General features: G+C 61.9%; 10 protein-coding genes and 1 pseudogene. 3 read left to right on the top strand and 8 right to left on the bottom strand.

Translation table 11 applies throughout. The annotated features are described in order from the left end of the window. Positions 1-324, top strand: a pseudogene (locus tag VGL22_RS11565) (hypothetical protein); the annotation flags it as partial. A 397-nt stretch (positions 325-721) separates the two neighbouring features. Here the strand turns inward: VGL22_RS11565 and VGL22_RS11560 are convergent. The 8 genes from VGL22_RS11560 to VGL22_RS11525 form a co-directional block, all read right to left on the bottom strand. Beyond that, positions 722-1,666 carry an SDR family oxidoreductase gene (locus VGL22_RS11560; RefSeq protein WP_465267079.1) on the bottom strand — a complete coding sequence of 315 codons (945 nt, stop codon included), beginning with the start codon at positions 1,664-1,666 and terminating at the stop codon, positions 722-724. Positions 1,667-1,819: 153 nt separating this feature from the next. Continuing rightward, entirely contained in the window at positions 1,820-2,734 is a 915-nt protein-coding gene (locus tag VGL22_RS11555) for a hypothetical protein (protein ID WP_465267078.1), read from the bottom strand. 169 nt (positions 2,735-2,903) lie between these two features. Beyond that, positions 2,904-3,755: an ABC transporter permease gene (locus VGL22_RS11550; protein WP_465267077.1), complete on the bottom strand. Its 852-nt coding sequence runs from the start codon at positions 3,753-3,755 to the stop codon at positions 2,904-2,906. Continuing rightward, positions 3,752-4,693, bottom strand: a complete 942-nt coding sequence (locus VGL22_RS11545; RefSeq protein ID WP_465267076.1) for an ABC transporter ATP-binding protein — start codon at positions 4,691-4,693, stop codon at positions 3,752-3,754. Before VGL22_RS11545 ends, VGL22_RS11550 begins: the two co-directional genes overlap by 4 nt. 5 nt (positions 4,694-4,698) lie before the next feature. Beyond that, a complete protein-coding gene (locus tag VGL22_RS11540) occupies positions 4,699-5,571 on the bottom strand; it encodes an ABC transporter permease (protein ID WP_465267075.1) in 873 nt (290 codons plus the stop codon). Beyond that, a complete protein-coding gene (locus tag VGL22_RS11535; protein WP_465267074.1) occupies positions 5,552-6,499 on the bottom strand; it encodes an ABC transporter ATP-binding protein in 948 nt (315 codons plus the stop codon). The genes VGL22_RS11540 and VGL22_RS11535 overlap by 20 nt, the downstream gene beginning before the upstream one ends. A gap of 1 nt (position 6,500) precedes the next feature. Continuing rightward, complete coding sequence (locus tag VGL22_RS11530; protein ID WP_465267073.1) at positions 6,501-9,071, bottom strand: FecR domain-containing protein; 2,571 nt, start codon at positions 9,069-9,071, stop codon at positions 6,501-6,503. Next, complete coding sequence (locus VGL22_RS11525) at positions 9,068-9,607, bottom strand: RNA polymerase sigma factor (protein WP_465267072.1); 540 nt, start codon at positions 9,605-9,607, stop codon at positions 9,068-9,070. Before VGL22_RS11525 ends, VGL22_RS11530 begins: the two co-directional genes overlap by 4 nt. Before the next feature lie 253 nt (positions 9,608-9,860). Between VGL22_RS11525 and VGL22_RS11520 the strand changes: the two genes are divergently transcribed. Together VGL22_RS11520 and VGL22_RS11515 are read left to right on the top strand one after the other, a co-directional pair. Further along, positions 9,861-14,273 (top strand): DEAD/DEAH box helicase, encoded by a 4,413-nt coding sequence (locus VGL22_RS11520; protein WP_465267071.1) that lies wholly within the window; start codon positions 9,861-9,863, stop codon positions 14,271-14,273. Between the two features lie 273 nt (positions 14,274-14,546). Beyond that, positions 14,547-17,671 (top strand): TonB-dependent receptor (locus VGL22_RS11515; RefSeq protein ID WP_465267070.1); only part of this gene is annotated, 3,125 nt, incomplete at its 3' end.

Genomic DNA, 17,671 nt, shown 5'->3' with positions numbered 1-17,671 from the left:
CCCCCTCTCCCTCCTCTGAGAATGGAGGCGGCGAAGCCGCAGTTGGCCCCACCGCAGGTGGCCGCACCGCAGCCGGCCGCGATTGGCCCCACCGCAGGTGGCCCCCACCCCCTCCCTCCTCTGAGAATGGAGGCGGCGAAGCCGCAGCTGGCCCCACCGCAGGTGGCGCAGGTGGTGCAGGTGGTGGGGGCGCCTCGAAAGCCCTCCACAACTCCTCCGCTCATCAATCGAAAAGAGATAGACCGCATTCTGGAACAGCTCTACAGCGGCATTCTCCCCGGAGAATCCCGAAAATCAGCACCCCCCACCCCCTCCCGTCTCTGATGACCAGGCGGCGAAGCCGCAGTTGGCCCCACCGCAGGTGGCCCCCCACCCCCTCCCGTCTCTGAGGACGCAGGCGGCGAAGCCGCAGTTGGCCCCACCGCAGGTGGCCCCCACCCCCTCCGGACTCTGAGAATGGAGGCGGCGAAGCCGCGATTGGCCCCACCGCAGGTGGCGCAGGTGGCGCAGGTGGCGCAGGTGGACTGCTGTTTTTAGTCCGAAACACCGTCGCGGGAAGACACACCACGGCTACGCACACTACCCGTGTGCCTGCTCTCAGCGTGACCATAACCTGTTTATATTGTTATATTTGACAACGATCCGCCCGCGACTCGTTGCGCAGTTCAGCGATCCGCTAACCTGCTGACCCGCCAGTCCGCGCGCTCCTTAGGCGATCCCCTTACGTCCCCTCGCCACTCCGATACCAATCCACCGTCCTGCGCAGTCCCTCCCGGAAGTCCACCAGCGGCCGATAGCCCATCCGTTCCTCCGCCTTCCCGATGTCCGCCAGCGAATCCCGCACATCCCCGGTCCGCGCCGGCCCGTAGGCGGCCTCCCCCTGGTACCCCGTGAGCTCGCGCAAAATCCTGAACGTCTCATTCAACGTGATCGTCTTCCCCGTCGCCGTGTTCATCACCTCGCCTGACACCTTCTCCGCCGGCGCCTCAGCCGCCAGCAGATTGGCATGCACCACGTTGTCGATATAGGTGAAATCCCTGCTCTGCTCCCCATCCCCATATATCGTGGGCTGCTCGCCTTTCAGCATTTTGCGGCAAAAGATCGCCAGCACCCCCGAGTAGTGCGACGTCGGGTCCTGGTACGGACCAAACACATTGAAGTACCGCAGCGTCACCGTCTCCAGCCCATACACCCGCGTGAACGACGCCAGGTAGTGTTCCCCCGCCAGCTTCGCCACGGCATAGGGCGAAATAGGGCTCGGCTTCATCTCCTCGTGCTTGGGCATCGTGGGCGTGTCCCCATAAGCCGACGACGACCCCGCGTAAATCACCCGCCGCACCCCCGCATCGCGCGCTGCCACCAGCACGTTCAGCGTCGCATCCACGCAGTTCACATTGGTGCCCACCGGATCGGCCACCGACCGCGGCACGGAAGCCAGCGCAGCCTCGTGGAACACCCCCTCCACGCCTTGGCACGCCCGGGCGCACACCGATGGATCGGCCAGGTCGCCTTCCACAAACTCCATGGCCTCCAGCCCCGCCAGGTTCGCTCGCTTGCCGGTGATGAAGCTGTCGATCCCGCGCACCGCTTCGCCCCGCGCCAGCAGCGCCGCCGCAATCGACCGCCCGATAAAACCCGCCGCTCCCGTTACCAGAAATTTCGCCAACGTGCCCTCTTCCCCTGCAGAATCGCGGGCCCAGATTCCAGGCCGCACCCTTCAGTCTAAAAGGTCCCTCCACGCCATCACACCAGTCCAAAATGGAAATGGCCGCATCTCTGCGGCCATTTCCCCCCGAGTCGCGTCTCGACGTTCCGGTATCTACCAGCCTCTATATACGTATCGCGCACCCCAGATCGGCGGCCCGTACCCATAACCGTACGAATATGCCGGCGGCGGAGGCGCAGGAGCCGCGTACACATAGCTCGGTGCCTGCTGCATCACCACCACCTGCGGCGGCTGCTGAATCACCACCGGCGGCTGCTGGTAAATGTTGTAGGTGGGAGCAGGCTGATACTGCGGCTGGTATTGCGCCTGCGGCTGATACTGCGGCTGCGGCTGGTACTGCGGTTGCGGCTGATACTGCGGCTGATAGGACTGCTGCTGCACCGGCTGCTGCTGCGGCTGTACCTGTGGCTCATCGTACGATTGATTGCGATGCCTCAGCCCGTACGGATCGGTGTAGGGCAGCGTGGCGTTCGGCACCGCGAAGTCGTCCATCACCTTCAGCGTCATTCGCGTTTCTTCTTTCAGCGTCGGCCGCGGGCCCCGCATCGGAAGCATCAGAAGGTCGATCGGCCAAAGCACCGGAATCGACCACATCACCGCATCGCGTACGGCATGCCCCTTGCCCAGAATCCGCCCCTGCGTATCCACGCGAAAACCAGACACGTCGATCACCCGCGCATCGATCGGCACCTCGGTGTCCGGCTCGATCACCAGTTGGTGGAACTTCAGTTCCATATACCCCTTGCCCACAAAATGGCCCGGGTCTTTATAGGCTTCAAATCGTCCAACAAGGTAACTGTTGTAAGGAAGCGTCACACGTCCGTAGCGTTCCGAGTGCGCCAGGTGGCAAAGCACCGGATCGCCCACAGCCGTAGTTTTTGAAGAGAGTCGCGGCTCCGCGGTCGTACACGAAATCAGAGAGCCGGCCGGAATGATATGTTCGCCCGCGTCCGCAAACAGCGGCGGCGCAAGCAGGACGGAAAACAGCACGAGCGAGGTGCATTTCATAACCTGCCTCCAGAGAGACGACTCCCCCAGGCGAGCCGCTCAACGTGTGTCGATTGTCAGAAACTTTCCCGTGGACGAGAGACGCGAATACACTCGCGAACCCGCCCCCGTCGCGAAAGTTTCGCCGGAGACAGAGAATATTTCCTTGCCGCTGCTAACCCGTACCGGGTTACTCCGTCGTGTAGCGCAGTTCCAGACGGCGAATCCTGAAGCAGGAATACGCCAGGACCACGACGATCAGAGCCATCAATCCCAGGGTCGCCACCCACGCCGGCACCGCTTCCGTCTGCACCGTCAGCAGCGCGAAGATGCCGTCTCCCGGGACGCTCAGAGGCATCAGGTGCCGCAGATACGACGCCACGCTGATCTTTTGCAGCACCGACGGCATCACAGGGTTGATCACTTCCCAGCCCAGCACCAGCATGGCCGCGGGCGTAGGATTGCGAAACATCATGCTCAGCAGCAGGAACACCGCGCCGTAGCCCAGGCAGCCAAGCACCGTGATGCCGAGGTACGCCTCAAGTTGACCCAGCCCCGGACCATTGAACACGTAATCCTGGCCGGCCGCGCCAAACCCCGCATAGATGAAGGCGTAGTCCGCAATGATCGCTGTCCCGAACAACATCACCGCGCTGATCGACCCCGCGGCGAACTTGCCCAGCAGCAGAATCTCGCGCCGAATGGGAGCCAGCAGGTAGTAATGCACGCTGCGCTCAATCATCTCTCCGCGAATGAGCCGTGAGAAAATTCCCAGGCAGCCGAAGAAGATCCCCAGCCGGATGTAATAGAACTGCACAATGCCCGCCAGCACATTGCTGTCTTCCGTCAACGCGAATGCCGGATGCGACTCCTTCAGCAAATGGACGAGGATGATGACCGTAGGCACAAACGCCAGAAAATAGATCCACCACGCTCTCCACGAAAGGAGGTTCCGCCGCAACTCGATGCGGACCAGGCGCCGCGTCTGCAGCCAATAAAGGCCCCACGGCAGATCTAAGACTGTTCTGAGGGTCTGGTTCATGACGGGCCCCCTTCTGAGCCGATGAGGTATTGATAGATCGCGCTGGTATCGTCATCGGCCGGGGCAACAGCCTCGATCTTTACCAATCCTTCCACTGCAATCTCGTTGAGAATGCGGTAGAACTGGTCGATATCCGCAGTGCGCAGAAACACACCTCGCCCGTCCTGATGCAGCCGCGCTTCCACGCAGTGGTTGCTGACAAATACCCGCGACGCCAGCAACTCCGGTTGATCGCAGCGAATGAGCACCTGCATGGGCTTGTCGCGCACCTCGCGGCGCACCTGGTGGATGTCGCCTTCCGCAACGATGTATCCGCCGGTAATGAGAATGACGCGGTCGGAGATGCGATCGACCTCGTCGAGAATGTGGCTGGAGATGACCAGGTGCATCCCCTGCCGGCTCAGTTCCTGAAACAGCGCAAGCGACTCCGCCCGGGCGATCGGGTCCAGTCCGTTTAGCGGCTCATCGAGAACCAGCACGCGCGGATGATGGGCGATGGCCTGCGCCAGCCGGATCTTCTGCCGCATGCCTTTGCTGTAGCTCTCGATTCGACGCGAAGCCGCCTCGCCCAGCCGCACTCGGTCCACTGCCTCATGCGCCAGGCGGAAGGCATCGCCTTCGCTCATGCCGTGCAGCATCAGGGAATCGAGCAGAAAATCCCACCCGGTGAGTCGCCGCGGAAACGAATCGAATTGCGTGCAGTACCCCACCATGCGGAAGAAGCGGTCGGCATCGGCCGGAGTCAATCCAAGCACGCTGAGATGGCCGCCCGATGGCCGCACCAGTCCGGTCATGAGATTCATCAGCGTCGTCTTGCCGGAACCATTCGGGCCCACAAGCGTGGTGATGCCCGGCGGCAGGCTGAACGAAACCTTGTTCACTCCCAGCACTTCGCCGTAGAACTTCGACACGTCGTCAAAGAGGATGCGGTCGTTCATGGAACTCACCCCCTCACCACTTCACGCGCCCGGATGCGCACGTTCAGCATCAGCACGCATACGCCGCACACCAGCAGAAGCATGACCGCGATCGGCGTGTCGGGCAGGCGGAAGTCTTCGCGCATCGTCTCCGGAGCGCCGAGCAATCGCTGAAACACCTGCGTCATCATCACCGGCACATTCAGCAAAAATCCCCATCGCGTGCGCAGAACGGCTGTGATAATGCCGCCCACGCCCGCCGGCACAAACACTGCGGCAAAAATGATGCCCGTCGCCACCACCCGCCACTTCACCCATGAGGAGAGCGCCAGCCCCAGCAACGAAACTAGCGAACTCCACAAGATCGCCCCCAGCAGCATGCCACCCGCAATCTGCAGGTTGTCCGCCGTCCACGGCTTCGGCGAAGAGTAGCCCTGATACGCGAACAGCATCAGGCAGGGAATCCACGTGACCATCGAGAGAAACGCGAAGAGTGCCAGGAATTTTCCCAGCACATAACCAAAGCGGGAGATGGGATGACTGAGCAGAATAGGCAGCGCATTGTCTGCTATTTCGAAGCACACCAGGCGCGGTGCAACCCACGCCGCTACCACCAGGGCCAGCCAGCACTGCGTGGCCAGAACGCGGGCGAAGAACTGCGCGTTGATCTCGAAGATCGAACTGCCGCGCATGATCACCATGCGAGCCAGCGGGTTGTTGGCGAGATAAATACCGACGAGGGCCACGATCACCGGCAGCATGGCGAACGTGAACAGACCGGTTGTGATGCGCGAGGACCACGCTTCTGCAAGCGCATAACGCACCACTACGCTCAGGCGCGCCCACAATGGCGTGAGCGGCCCCCCATAGGCTCGATACTCATGCCTGAAGATGGACAAGTTCCCCTCCTGCCGGCTGCGCTTCCATGGCGCGCATAAAGATGTCTTCGAGTGAGTCGCGGCGCTGATGCATGCGCCTGATCTGCATGCCTGCGTGGCTCGCGGCCATGTAAATGTCCCGCGATTGAATGCGGTCCGGAACGATGAGCTTGATGCGCCCATCCGCGAAGCACGCGCACTCGCACCCTTCCACGCGCAGAGCGTTACAAAATTCATCCGTTGGGCCAAAGGCCTCAAGCTCGATGAAATTGCGCTGCGACCGCCGCTCTTCTTCGATATCGCACAGAGCCGCAATGCGTCCGGCTTTGAGGATCAGCACCTGGTCGCAGGTCTGATCGATATCGCGCAGCAGATGCGAGGAGATAAGCAGATGGATGCTGCCTTCCTTGCGTATCGCCTGCAGCGTTTGAATCATGCGCTGCCGCGCGCTGGGATCCAGTCCGTTGGTCGGCTCGTCCAGAATCAGAAGCCGCGGTCCATGCGCAAGAGCCTGCGCCAGCTTGATCAACTGCTTCATGCCCAGCGAGTAGGTGCTGATCTTGCGGTAGCGCACCTCGCCCAGGCCAACATAGAACAGAGCCTCATGCGCGCGCTCCAGTGCTTCGCCTGCGGGCAGCCCTGCCAGTTCCGCCATGTAGCGCACAAAGCGCACGCCCGTCATGTTGCCGATGAACGAGTCGTTCTCCGGCATATACCCGATGTGCTGCCGGATGCGCGCCCGCTCGCGCTGTGTGTCGAGACCGAACACCTCCGCGGTTCCGCCGGAAGCAGGATGGAAACCGAGCAGCGTATTGATGAGCGTGGATTTGCCGGCGCCGTTGGGCCCCAGCAACCCGATCGCTTTGCCGTGCAACTCGCCGGTCAGACCGTCGAGAACGGTCCGCCCGCCGAGTTGCACTGCCAATCCATTGAGGGCAATTACGCTCATATCAGGGAAGTACGCTCTGTGCTGCCGACTTGTTCCGCGAATCGAAAATGGCGCCCATGGTCAGGAAATCGAATCCGAACAGACGGCTGTCGCTGGCCGCCTCAATACGATTGCCCTCGCCCCATGCGCAGATCACCGTAGGCCTGGCATCGGCCGCAAGCTTCTGAATCGCGCCCGCCGCATTCCCGCCGAACTGTGACATGAGCGGCGTCAACACTGGGCTCAGGTTCTGGTACACCAGCGCCGAATAGTTCTCGTTCTCATCCCGCGGCAGCAACGCCCGGAACGACGCTGACTGCGCCAGAGAATTCCCGCTTGCCTGGGTGCGCAGCGCATCCATGACCACGGCCCGGTTCGCCCCCAGAACCATGTAGCCATTCGCGAACGTGTACTCGGCCACCGCCGTCCCCGACGTCACGTCGCGAATCGTGTAGTAACGAACCGAATCCACCAGGCTGGATTCGATCCTCAGCAGATGCGCGCCGGTGCCTTGTGTCTGCGCCGCAATGGCCTGCAACATCCGTTCCAGCGTGTTTTCGAGGCCCGTGGGGTTGTTTACCTCAACCACCATCTTCCATGCGGGAGTGGGAAGCACCGGACCATCAAGAGACAGCGTGACGTCTCCGCCCAGGTTCGCCATCAGGTCGTTTCGCACATCAATCTGCAGCTTGCTGTCAATGTCGCTCCAACTCACACCCGCGCCGTGCGCCTGGGTCGCCATGGCCATCAGATCATCCGCAATCGCGGCAGGATCTTTGGTCAGGGAAGCGATCGCCACCGCCGCGTTAGGGCTGACGAACTCCAGCGACCCAATGGGTCCCGGACTGGCCAGCCACGAAGCGATCCGCTGCCGCGTTCCGGTGAACTGCACCGCCACATGATTGGCAGGCATTCCGTTACTCTCGCGATGCTCCGCGATCAGATACTGCAGATCTCCGAGCCCGCTGCTCGCGAGCCCCGGCATCTTCTGCGGCGCGCGCCCCGCTTGCGCCTGCAGCATGGAATGCAGATCCGCCCCCAGAATAATGCCCGCTCCGCGACTGTAAGCTGCCGCAATCTGCTTCCCGAAATCGGCATCGGCAAACCCGCTGGATCCTGCGTCCAGTTGGGTGTTCACCTCCGTCAGAATGGCGGTGCTGTTGGCGAAGACAACTTCATGATCCCGCACCAGCGCATAGCCGCCATGGCCCGCGGCGGGCGCGGCGCCGGCCAGCAGCGTTGCCGGGTCCAGCACCACCAGCTTGCCCTGTCCGCCGAACTGCTGCTCAAGCTCGTCCTTGAGGCCGCTCCTTTTCACATCTGCCAGCATGGCCACGGTCTTGCTGTCTCCCTGGCCTGCGCCGATCACAATCACCTCGTCGCCCAGGTACTGGCTGATGTCGTTCACCTTATTCACAAAGTCATTCAGCTCATCGGGGTTGTGCCCCTTCGTCCACCACGCGCGCAGTTCGGGACTGGCAGTCAACTGATCCTGAAAGATGGAGTTGGCTTGCTTGAGAAAATCGCCGAGGTTGGGAATGCTGATGTAAAGCTGAGTCTCAGCCGGAACGCGCGCCAGAAGGTCGGTCGTGTAGCGCGGCTGCGGAAACGGAATTTGCGCAATGCGATGCTCCACCAGGGCCAACTGCGCAAGCATGCCCACGTACTTCTCGCGGTCGGGGCTCCAGGTGAACTGATCGGCAATGGGCTGAGGCGCGAGATTGTCGCTGGTGGCGATTTGCTCGCCCGGCCCCAGAACCGAGTTCAGGCCGGCCCGCACCACGTGCACGGAGCCCTGCAGCACCGCCACTCGTGATCCCTTGATTCCCGCGTCCACGGAGAACACGGTTCCCGTCACCGCCACCCGGCAGTCCGGCGTCTTCACATATAAATGCCCTGACGTGCGATGGGCTGCCTGCACAATCACGGCGCCGCGGCTGAGGTGCACGGTCATATCGCGTCCCCTCGCGCCTACGTCCAGAGCGCTGCGCTGGTTCAACTCCACCAGCGACCCATCGGTCAGCCGCAACACGGCCCCAGAATCTCCCCCGGTCCTTACCTGGGCGCCTTCGGCCAGTTCGGTTCCGGCCGTGATTGGCCGATCGCCGCTGCCGTCAATCAGATACGCCGTACCATGAATAGACTGAACCTCGGCGCGCACGCCCGGCGGAATCTGCCAGTACATCCTGTAGACCAGCAAGCCTGTGATCAGCACTGCCGCGCAAGTCGCAAATGCCCATCCCCACGCCATCGGTCCCACTCGCTTCTGAGTGGCGATCTGCGGCGCTCCCCAGCTCACTACCGAGCCGCTCCTGGCGTCGCGGAACACACGCAGGCACCCAGAGCATTCGCGCAGATGCGCATCCACCAGCTGCTTCCTGGAGTCGTGCAGATTGCCTGCGCGATAAGCCACGAACAGCCGCTGCACACCTTCGCAGTTGTGAATGGCGCCCTCGATCGCTTCGGAAGTCATCTCCATCCCCAAGGCCTGTGCTGACCGCTCTGCCGAGGCAGTAATCGCATCCCTGCCCGGCGCATCTTCACGCAGCGCGCGCGTGGCGCGGTCCAACAGTGATTCCTGGTTGCGTCTCATCGCATCCCCCTTTGCATCTCGGTCAGACGTCTCTTGAGCTTCGCCCGCGATTGGTAAAGCGTCACCGCCACCACCGCCTGCGATGTGCCCATCAGCCCGGCGATTTCGCCGTTGCTCATCTCTTCCAGGTAGCGCAGCGCGAACATCTCGGCGGCCCGCGGCGGCAGTTCCGCGATGGAATGCCGCAACTGTCGCTGCAGTTCTTCGCTCCTCACCCGCTCTTCCGGTGCCCCGTCCGCATCATCTGAGGCCACACCCGCCGCTGCTTCCAGCGGTTCCGTGTTCCTCTTCTGCCGCAGCAGGTCAAGAGCGCCATTGATAGCGGCGCGGTACAAGTAACTGCCGGCGTTGGCCATCGCGGGCGCCTCGCCACGGCCTAGCCGCAGGAACAAGGCCTGGGCCACGTCCTCCGCATCGGCCATGTTGCCGGTAATGCGGTAGGCGGCCATCAGCACGCGCCGATAGTGCGCGCCGAACAACTGGCTTAACCAGTCCCTGCTCTCCACCGGCGGTAAGCTTGCGATTGCTGCGCTCACGGGTTCACGCTCTGACTCATTCATAGGGATGACGTGCAGAATCCGGAATTATGAATGCACGTACCGGAATTTACGTTCGGGGAGCCCCTGCCGTTCCATCCATCTGGTTCCCGCCCACTGCGGAGGGAGGGCGAGAAGGGGATTGGCACGGCTCGGTTCCCCTGGCCGTCCGGGTTCGATCTGACGTGACCATTCATATCCGCGCTGGATCCTCCGGGCAGCAAAGAAAAGGCGAACAGGATAAAATCGCTCGATGGGCTTCCCCGTTGAGCTCTCCTGGGCTCACCCCATCACCCAGGAGTGGTTCGTCTCAAAATTCGGAACGCCGACAGAACCGCAGGTGCACGGGTGGCCACGCATTGTTGAGGGCCGGCCCACGCTGATTTCCGCGCCAACCGGCTCCGGCAAGACGCTGGCCGCTTTTCTGGTGTGCATCGATCGCCTCTTCCGGCGCGCGCTGGAGGGTTCGCTCGGCGCCGCTACGCAGGTGGTGTATGTGTCGCCGCTGAAGGCCCTGTCAAACGATATCCAGAAGAACCTCGAAGAGCCTCTGCGCGAGATTCAGCAGCTTGCACTGGAGCGCGGGTATCTGTCGCAGGAGATACGGACGGCCGTTCGCACTGGAGACACTCTGCAGCGGGAGCGGGCCGCGATGCTGCGCAACCCGCCGCACATCCTGGTAACAACGCCGGAGTCGCTCTACATCCTGCTGACGTCGAGGCGCAGCCGCGACCATCTGCAGCGTGTAGAAACCCTGATTGTGGACGAGATTCACGCCGTTGCCGATGACAAGCGGGGCGCACACCTTGCACTCACGCTGGAGCGGCTGGATGCGCTGGTCTGCGGCAGAAACCGGCTGGCGCCCGGAGCCATGCTCACCGGACTGGCGGTGCCCCCGCAACGTATCGGACTTTCAGCTACCCAGAATCCGATCGAGTTGGTAGCCGACTTCCTGACCGGCGGAGGTCACGAGCGCGCGGCTGTTGTGCAAGTGGGCCGCCGGCGCGCCATGGACGTGGCGATCGAAGTGCCGACGGCGGAGCTCTCGTCCGTCACATCGCACCCCATGTGGGAAGAGATCTTCGACAAGATCGCTGTTTATACGGAGACACACCGCTCGACTTTGGTATTTGTGAACACGCGGAAGCTCGTGGAGAGAGTGGCCTTTGCTCTGGCCGCAAGGCTGGGCGCAAAGAACGTCGCCGCGCACCACGGCTCGCTTTCGCGGGCGTTGCGCCTGGACGCGGAACGACGGTTGAAGAATGGCGAGATCAAGGTGCTCGTAGCAACGGCATCGCTCGAGCTTGGAATCGATATCGGCAACGTGGACCTTGTGTGCCAGATCGCGACCACGCGATCGATTTCAACAGCGATGCAGCGCGTGGGGCGCTCCGGGCACTGGCGCGGCGCGATTCCCAAGGGGCGCTTGTTTGCGACTACGCGTGACGATCTGATGGAGCAGGCCGCTCTGGTGCGGCGCATGCGCGCGGGTGAACTGGACCGGCTCGAGATCCCTCCCCAGCCGATCGATGTACTGATGCAGCAGATTGTGGCCGCGTGCGGAGCGGAGCCCTGGGATAAAACATCGCTGTACGAAGTGGTGCGCAGGGCTTACCCATACCGCGCGTTGAAGTGGGATGAATTCGATGAAATTGTAGCGATTTTATCGAACGGGATTGAGTCCTCGCGGGGCCGGTACGGAGCGTACCTGCTGCACGATGGCATCCATGGCCAACTGCACCCGCGGCGCGGCGCGCGCATGATCGCGGTGACGAATGGCGGGGCGATCCCCGAAACCGCGCTCTTCAACGTGATTCTGCAGCCGGAGGGCGTGTTGATCGCCACGCTGGACGAGCATTTCGCGGTGGACTCGAGCCCCGGCGATGTGATCCTGCTGGGCAACACGAGCTGGCGCGTGCAGCGCATTGACCCTGCAGGGCAAGTGCACGTGGAGGATGCGCATGGTGCTCCGCCAAATGTGCCGTTCTGGACTGGCGAGGCTCCGCAGCGGACCGACGTCTTATCTGACGCGGTATGTGAACTCCGCGTGCAGATTGCAGCCATGACGGCTGATGTGTCGCCGCGCCTTGTGTCGCCGACCAATCCACAGGTGGCCAGCGCAACGGCGTGGCTGTGCGAGGAGTGCGGCGTGTGCGAGTCGGGCGCGCTGCAACTGGTGTTGTATGTTGTGGCGGGCCGCGCGGTGCTGGGTGCGGTGCCAACGAAATTGACCGTCATTGCCGAGCGCTTCTTCGACGACGGCGGCGGAATGCAGTTGATTCTGCATGCGCCGTTCGGCGGCCGCATCAATAAAGCGTGGGGACTGGCATTGCGCAAACGCTTCTGCCGCGGATTCAATTTTGAGCTGCAGGCGGCCGCAACGGATAACGGCATCAATATCTCGCTCGCCGAGCAGCACAGCTTCCCGCTGTCCGATGTGTTTCAGTTCCTGACCGAGTTGACGGCGCGCGAACTGCTGGAACAAGCATCGCTGGCCGCGCCGGTGTTCAAAACACGCTGGCGGTGGGCAGCGAACCGCAGCCTGCAACTGCTGCGCAATTCGAAGGGGAAACGCATTCCGCCGCAGGTGCAGCGCACGCGCTCTGAAGATCTGCTGGCGAGCGTGTTTCCACAGGCCGCCGCCTGCTTCGAGAACATCGAAGGCGACATTCAGATTCCAGACCATCCGCTCGTCCGTGAGGTAATGGAGGATGTGCTGCAGGAGGCGATGGACCTTGAGGGGCTGGTAGGCGTTTTGCGTGGCATCCAGGATGGAAGCATCCGCTGTCTGGCGGTGGATACGCCGGTGCCCTCGCAGTTCGCGCACGAACTGCTGAACGCGAACCCATATGCATTTCTTGACGAGGCTGGCCTGGAAGAGCGGCGGGCGCGCGCGGTTTCACTGCATACGCAAATACCCGCGAGCGTGCTGGACCAGCCGGGAAGGCTGGATGCAGCGGCGATTGCGCTTGTGCGCGCGGAGTGCTGGCCTGACATTCGCGACCATCACGAGATGCACGATCTGCTGATGAGCCTGGTCGCTTTACCCGTGACCATGATGGATCAAAAACGCGCGGCGCACTGGCCCGGATTCTTTGAAAGGCTTGCAGTCGACGGCCGGGCGGCGATGGTGCATTGTGGCGCAACTGCATGCCTGGTAGCTACGGAACGCATGCCGCTGGTGGAGGGGCTGTGGCGCGGTGCGGCGCAAACCCATACTGAAAGAGATGAGGCTCTGCGCAAGTGCGTGCAGGGCTGGATGCAGGTGCTCGGGCCCGTCACCGCCAATGAATTCGCGAGTCTTCTCACCGTCGACGCCGTTCAGGTGCTTGCCGCGTTTGTGGCTATGGAGGTGCAGGGCTTGCTGATGCGCGGCAGCTTCGAGCGGCCCGCAGCCCACCACGACCTCGATGTGGAATGGTGCGAGCGGCGGATTCTGCAGCGCATTCACAAGCTCACCCTTGGCGCTCGACGCAGGCAGGTGGAGCCGGTCGTTCCCGCGGTGTTCTATGCATGGTTGCTGGGCTGGCAACATCTTGCCCCGCAAACACAGCTTGCCGGCGAAGAAGGACTTCTTGATGCGATTACTAAGCTCGAGGGGTTTGAAGCGCCAGCCGTGGAATGGGAGAAGACCATTCTCCCCTCGAGACTTGCGAACTATGATCCGCGGTGGCTGGATCAACTTTGTTTGTCCGGCTCAGTGGGATGGGGACGTGTTTCGCCCCACCCGGCATTTCGTTCTGCAGACGGAAACGGACCCCGCCGGGTCGTCCCGACCAACGCGGCGCCCATCACGTTCTACCTGCGCGACTCAGCCGCATGGCTCAATCTGGCTCTTCGTGAGCAAGGGGTGGAGGAGAAAAAGCTGGCTCATACTCTAACGCCGGCCGCACTGCGTGTGTGGGAATTGCTCCAGCAGAAGGGCGCCTGCTTCGGCGAGGATGTTCAGCGGCTCGCGGGCTTGACCGCGGAACAAGCCCACCTGGCATTGTGGGAACTTGCGGCCGCGGGCTTGGCGGCAGCCGATGGCTTCGACCAGTTGCGGGCCATGATCGATCCGGAGCGGCGGGCCGCCCTTCGCACCTCTTCCCGCAGAGTGCGCAGTGCCGCGGGAAGATGGTCTCTGTTCGTGGCCGATGCTCCCGTTGCGGCTGACCCGCTGGAACGAGCCCGTTACGAAGATGAAGCCGTGGAGAGCGCCGCGCGTATGCTGCTGGCGCGCTACGGAGTCGTGTTCCGCGATCTGCTTCCGCTGGAGTCGAACATTCCGTGCTGGGGCAAACTGCTGCGGATGCTCCGTCGCCTCGAGGATCGCGGCGAGGTGCGGGGGGGACGCTTCGTAAGCGGGTTCGCCGGCGAGCAGTTTGCGCTGCCTGAGGTGTTGGAGAGCCTGCGCAATGCGCGAGATCGAGATGGCGCCTTATCGGTTACGATCGCCGGCGCCGATCCCATGAATCTGATGGGCGTGCTTGTGCCCGGAGACCGGACGGCCGCGGTGGCGGGGAAGAGCTTCCTGTACTCGACGGAGGATACGTGCAGCGAGGACACGCGCAGTGCAGAGGCGGCAGCGCTGCGCATCGTTCGCCGCAGAGGCGCTCGCGCTGCGACGCCTCGGGTCCCTGAGCGTGTGCCGAGTTCAGTCGAGAGGCAAGTGCTTTTGTTCTGACCGCGAGTCGGAGTGTTACACTTCATTCCGCATTGGGATACGCAGCGTGATCCGCCCGTCGAATTCAGTCTGCGTTCACGTCCGGTTCATAGATACATAACAAAAGACGTGTCCTATAGATCCAGATTCAGTGCCGCGTGATCGACGCTTACAACACGAGCACATTTCCCCAAAAGACTGTTTTAGACAATTGATTGCAGGCCACGAGGAACCATTATGTCGCGACTCCCCTCGCTTCGGATTCTCACGTCCCTTCTTGTGTTCGCAGGAAGGTTGCTGGTTCAAGCACAGATCAACACCGCTAGTCTTTCAGGCCTTGCGGTAGACCCATCCGGCGCTGCTTTGCCGCACGTCCGCGTTATGGTTACGGAGGAAGCGACCGGATACACGCGCACAGCGCAGACCGATGATGCCGGCGCCTACTCCATGCAGGACCTTCCCATCGGCCGATACACCGTGAGTGTCACAGCACAGGGATTCACGCCGCTGACGGAACACGTACCGCTTGCGGTGGGCCAGAGGGTCCGCGAGGATTTTCATCTCCACGTTGGTTCCACCGAGCAATCCGTCGAAGTTCAAGCCGGTGCCGCGATGCTTTCCCCCGATGATGCATCGATCAGTACGGTCATCGGCTCGGAGACCATCGAGCAGACGCCACTCTCCCTGCGCAATTGGGATGACTTGTTGCGTGTCGTGCCGGGCGTGCAGATCAGCCGGTTCACGCAGCAGAGCGGCGCCACATCCGCGGGGCGCGTTGGCGATTTCAACGTCAACGGCATCCATTCGCTGCAAAACAACTTCCTGCTCGACGGCATCGACAACAACACGTTCTCTGAGAATGTGCAGGAGTTGAGCACAGAGTCGGCGCATCCCTCGCTCGATACCATTGCGCAGTTCAACGTGATCAGCAATCCGTACTCGAGTGAGTACGGCCGCAGCCCGGGCGGAGTGGTTTCAGTCAACACCAAGAGCGGAGCGAATAAATTCCACGGGCTCGCATATGAGTACGTCCGCAACAACTACTTCGACGCGAACGATTTCTTTTCCGATCGTCACGGGCTCACGAAACCGAAGTACAACCAGAACCAGTTTGGCGGCAATGTAGGCGGTCCCCTCGTGAGGAATCGTCTGTTCTTCTTCTTCGACTATGAGGGCACGCGCATCAAGCAGGGTGTTCTGCGGACTGCGACGGTGCCGCTGCCGAACGAGCGCATTGGTGACTTCAGCCCGGCTACGGCGGCGACCGTGGGCGTGACCTACCCAACCATCTATGATCCGACCACCTGCCACCCGGCGTTCTCGGGTTCAAACTGCCAGCCGTTTGCCAACAACACGGTTCCATCGGGCAGTCTCGATCCCACGGTTCAGAAATTGATGGCGCTCTTCCCGCTTCCTAACACCACCACCGCCGGCAGTCCGCCGAACGTCAACAACTTCGTTCGCAACGCGCTGCTTACCGACTTTGAACACAACTATGACGGGCGCGTGGACTGGACCCCATCAGCTTCTAATTCTGTCTTCGCGCGCTACAACTACTCCACGCGCAACCGCGACATTCCGGGCTACCTGGGTGGCCTCGCCGACGGCACGTCAACATCGGCATGGGGAAACCAGATCCTCAAGGCCCACAGCGCGGTGCTGGGCTGGACCCACATTCTGAGCCAGAGCATGGTGAATGAATTCCGGTTCGGCTGGGTGCGCGACTATTCCTATGCGCAACAGCAGCCGTTCAACCTGGACCAGATGGCGGGCGATTTCGTTCCCGGCATCCCGAATAGCCCCGCCATGGGTGGCGGAGTTCCGTTGACCCAATTCTCCAACTATGCCTTCGAAGGCTCGGCGGATTTCCTGCCCAAGCGGCAGATTCCCATGCAGTATCAGTACAACGACACGTTATCTCTTGTGCATGGCAAGCAGACGTTGAAATTCGGCACCAGCATCTACCTGCCCATGCGCAACATCTTCCAGGATGAGCCGGGCACCCGCGGCGATCTGGGCTTTACCGGCGTGTTCACCTGTCAGCACAGCGCTCCGGGCAAGTGCGTGTCGGGCACCGGCCTGTCATATGCTGATGGTCTGCTTGGTTATGTGCAGAGTACACAATTGACGAACGTATTCTTCGTCGATCAGCGGCTCTGGATGCTGTCGGGATTCGTTGAAGACGACTGGAAGGTGACGCCGAAACTCACGCTCAATCTCGGCCTTCGCTATGACTTCACCACGCCGCCGCTCGAAGCGAAGAATCGTATGGCGGACTTTGATCCGGCGGCCGGGGCTCTGGTGTTTGCCAAAGGCGGATCGTTGAAGAACCGTGCCATCGTGGATCCGAACTACAAAAACTTCGGGCCGCGGTTCGGGTTCGCCTACTCGCCAGTGACGAACACCGTGATCCGCGGCGGTTACGGCCTGTACTACTCGCTGTTTGAGCGCTTCGGCAGCGAGGATGAGCTAGCCCTGAATCCGCCCTTCCTGATCAACAAGACGCTTACCAGCAACACCTCGCCCGTGCTCAGCCCATCGGTCGGCTTTCCTTCGAATTTTCTTGACCCGGCAACGCTCGATCTTTCAAACCTGACCAACTACCACATCCGCGCCATGGCCCTTCACGATCCGCAGCCCTATGTGCAGCAGTGGAGCTTCGGCGTCCAGCAGCAACTCGGGCAGAGCTGGGCCGCCGAGGTTGATTATGTGGGTACCAAGTCAACCCACCTCGATGTGATTCGCGATTACAATCAGCCGATCATTTCGGGCGGCCAGGTCGTTGCGAATTCCAATCCAACTACTGCGTGTCCTGGGGCGTACGAAGTGCCTTATTGCAACTTTGGGCAGATTGAGTACACCTCTCCCATCGGCTTCGGCAATTACAACGGACTGCAGGCCAGCCTCACCCGGCGCTTTGTCAACGGCTTTGAAATGCGCGCAGCGTTTACGCATTCGCGAAGCCTCGACAACACGCCGCAGGAACTGGAATCGAACTCGGGCGATCCGCCGAACGGCCGCGACTATGCCTCATGGTACGGGCCGAGCGATTTCGATGTTCCCAACCGCGTTGCGGTGAGCTACCTTTACGCTCTGCCTTTCGGCCGGGGCAAGGCCATGCTGCAGCACGGGCCCTTGTCGTGGATCCTGGGCAACTGGCAGACCTCCGGCGTGTACACGTTCTATAGCGGCCATCCCTTCCAGGTGAATGAAAACGATGGACAGCACAACTCGATTCTCGATCCTTATGGATTCGCCACTGCGACTCCTGATCAGGTGGGCAAGCCTCACGTGGTGGGCGATCCCGACTGCTGGTTCTACGCGGGCAAGAACTCGACGTGCGGCACCAAGGCTCCCGGAGGAAGCGATGCTTACGCGGTCACGGCCGTGGGCGTAGTGGGCAACGTGCGCCGGAACCC

Source organism: Occallatibacter sp. (assembly GCF_036502485.1).
Classification (GTDB): Bacteria; Acidobacteriota; Terriglobia; order Terriglobales; family Acidobacteriaceae; genus Telmatobacter.
The sequence above is the reverse complement of the archived record's forward strand: the minus strand, read 5'-3'. Positions and strand labels throughout refer to the sequence as shown.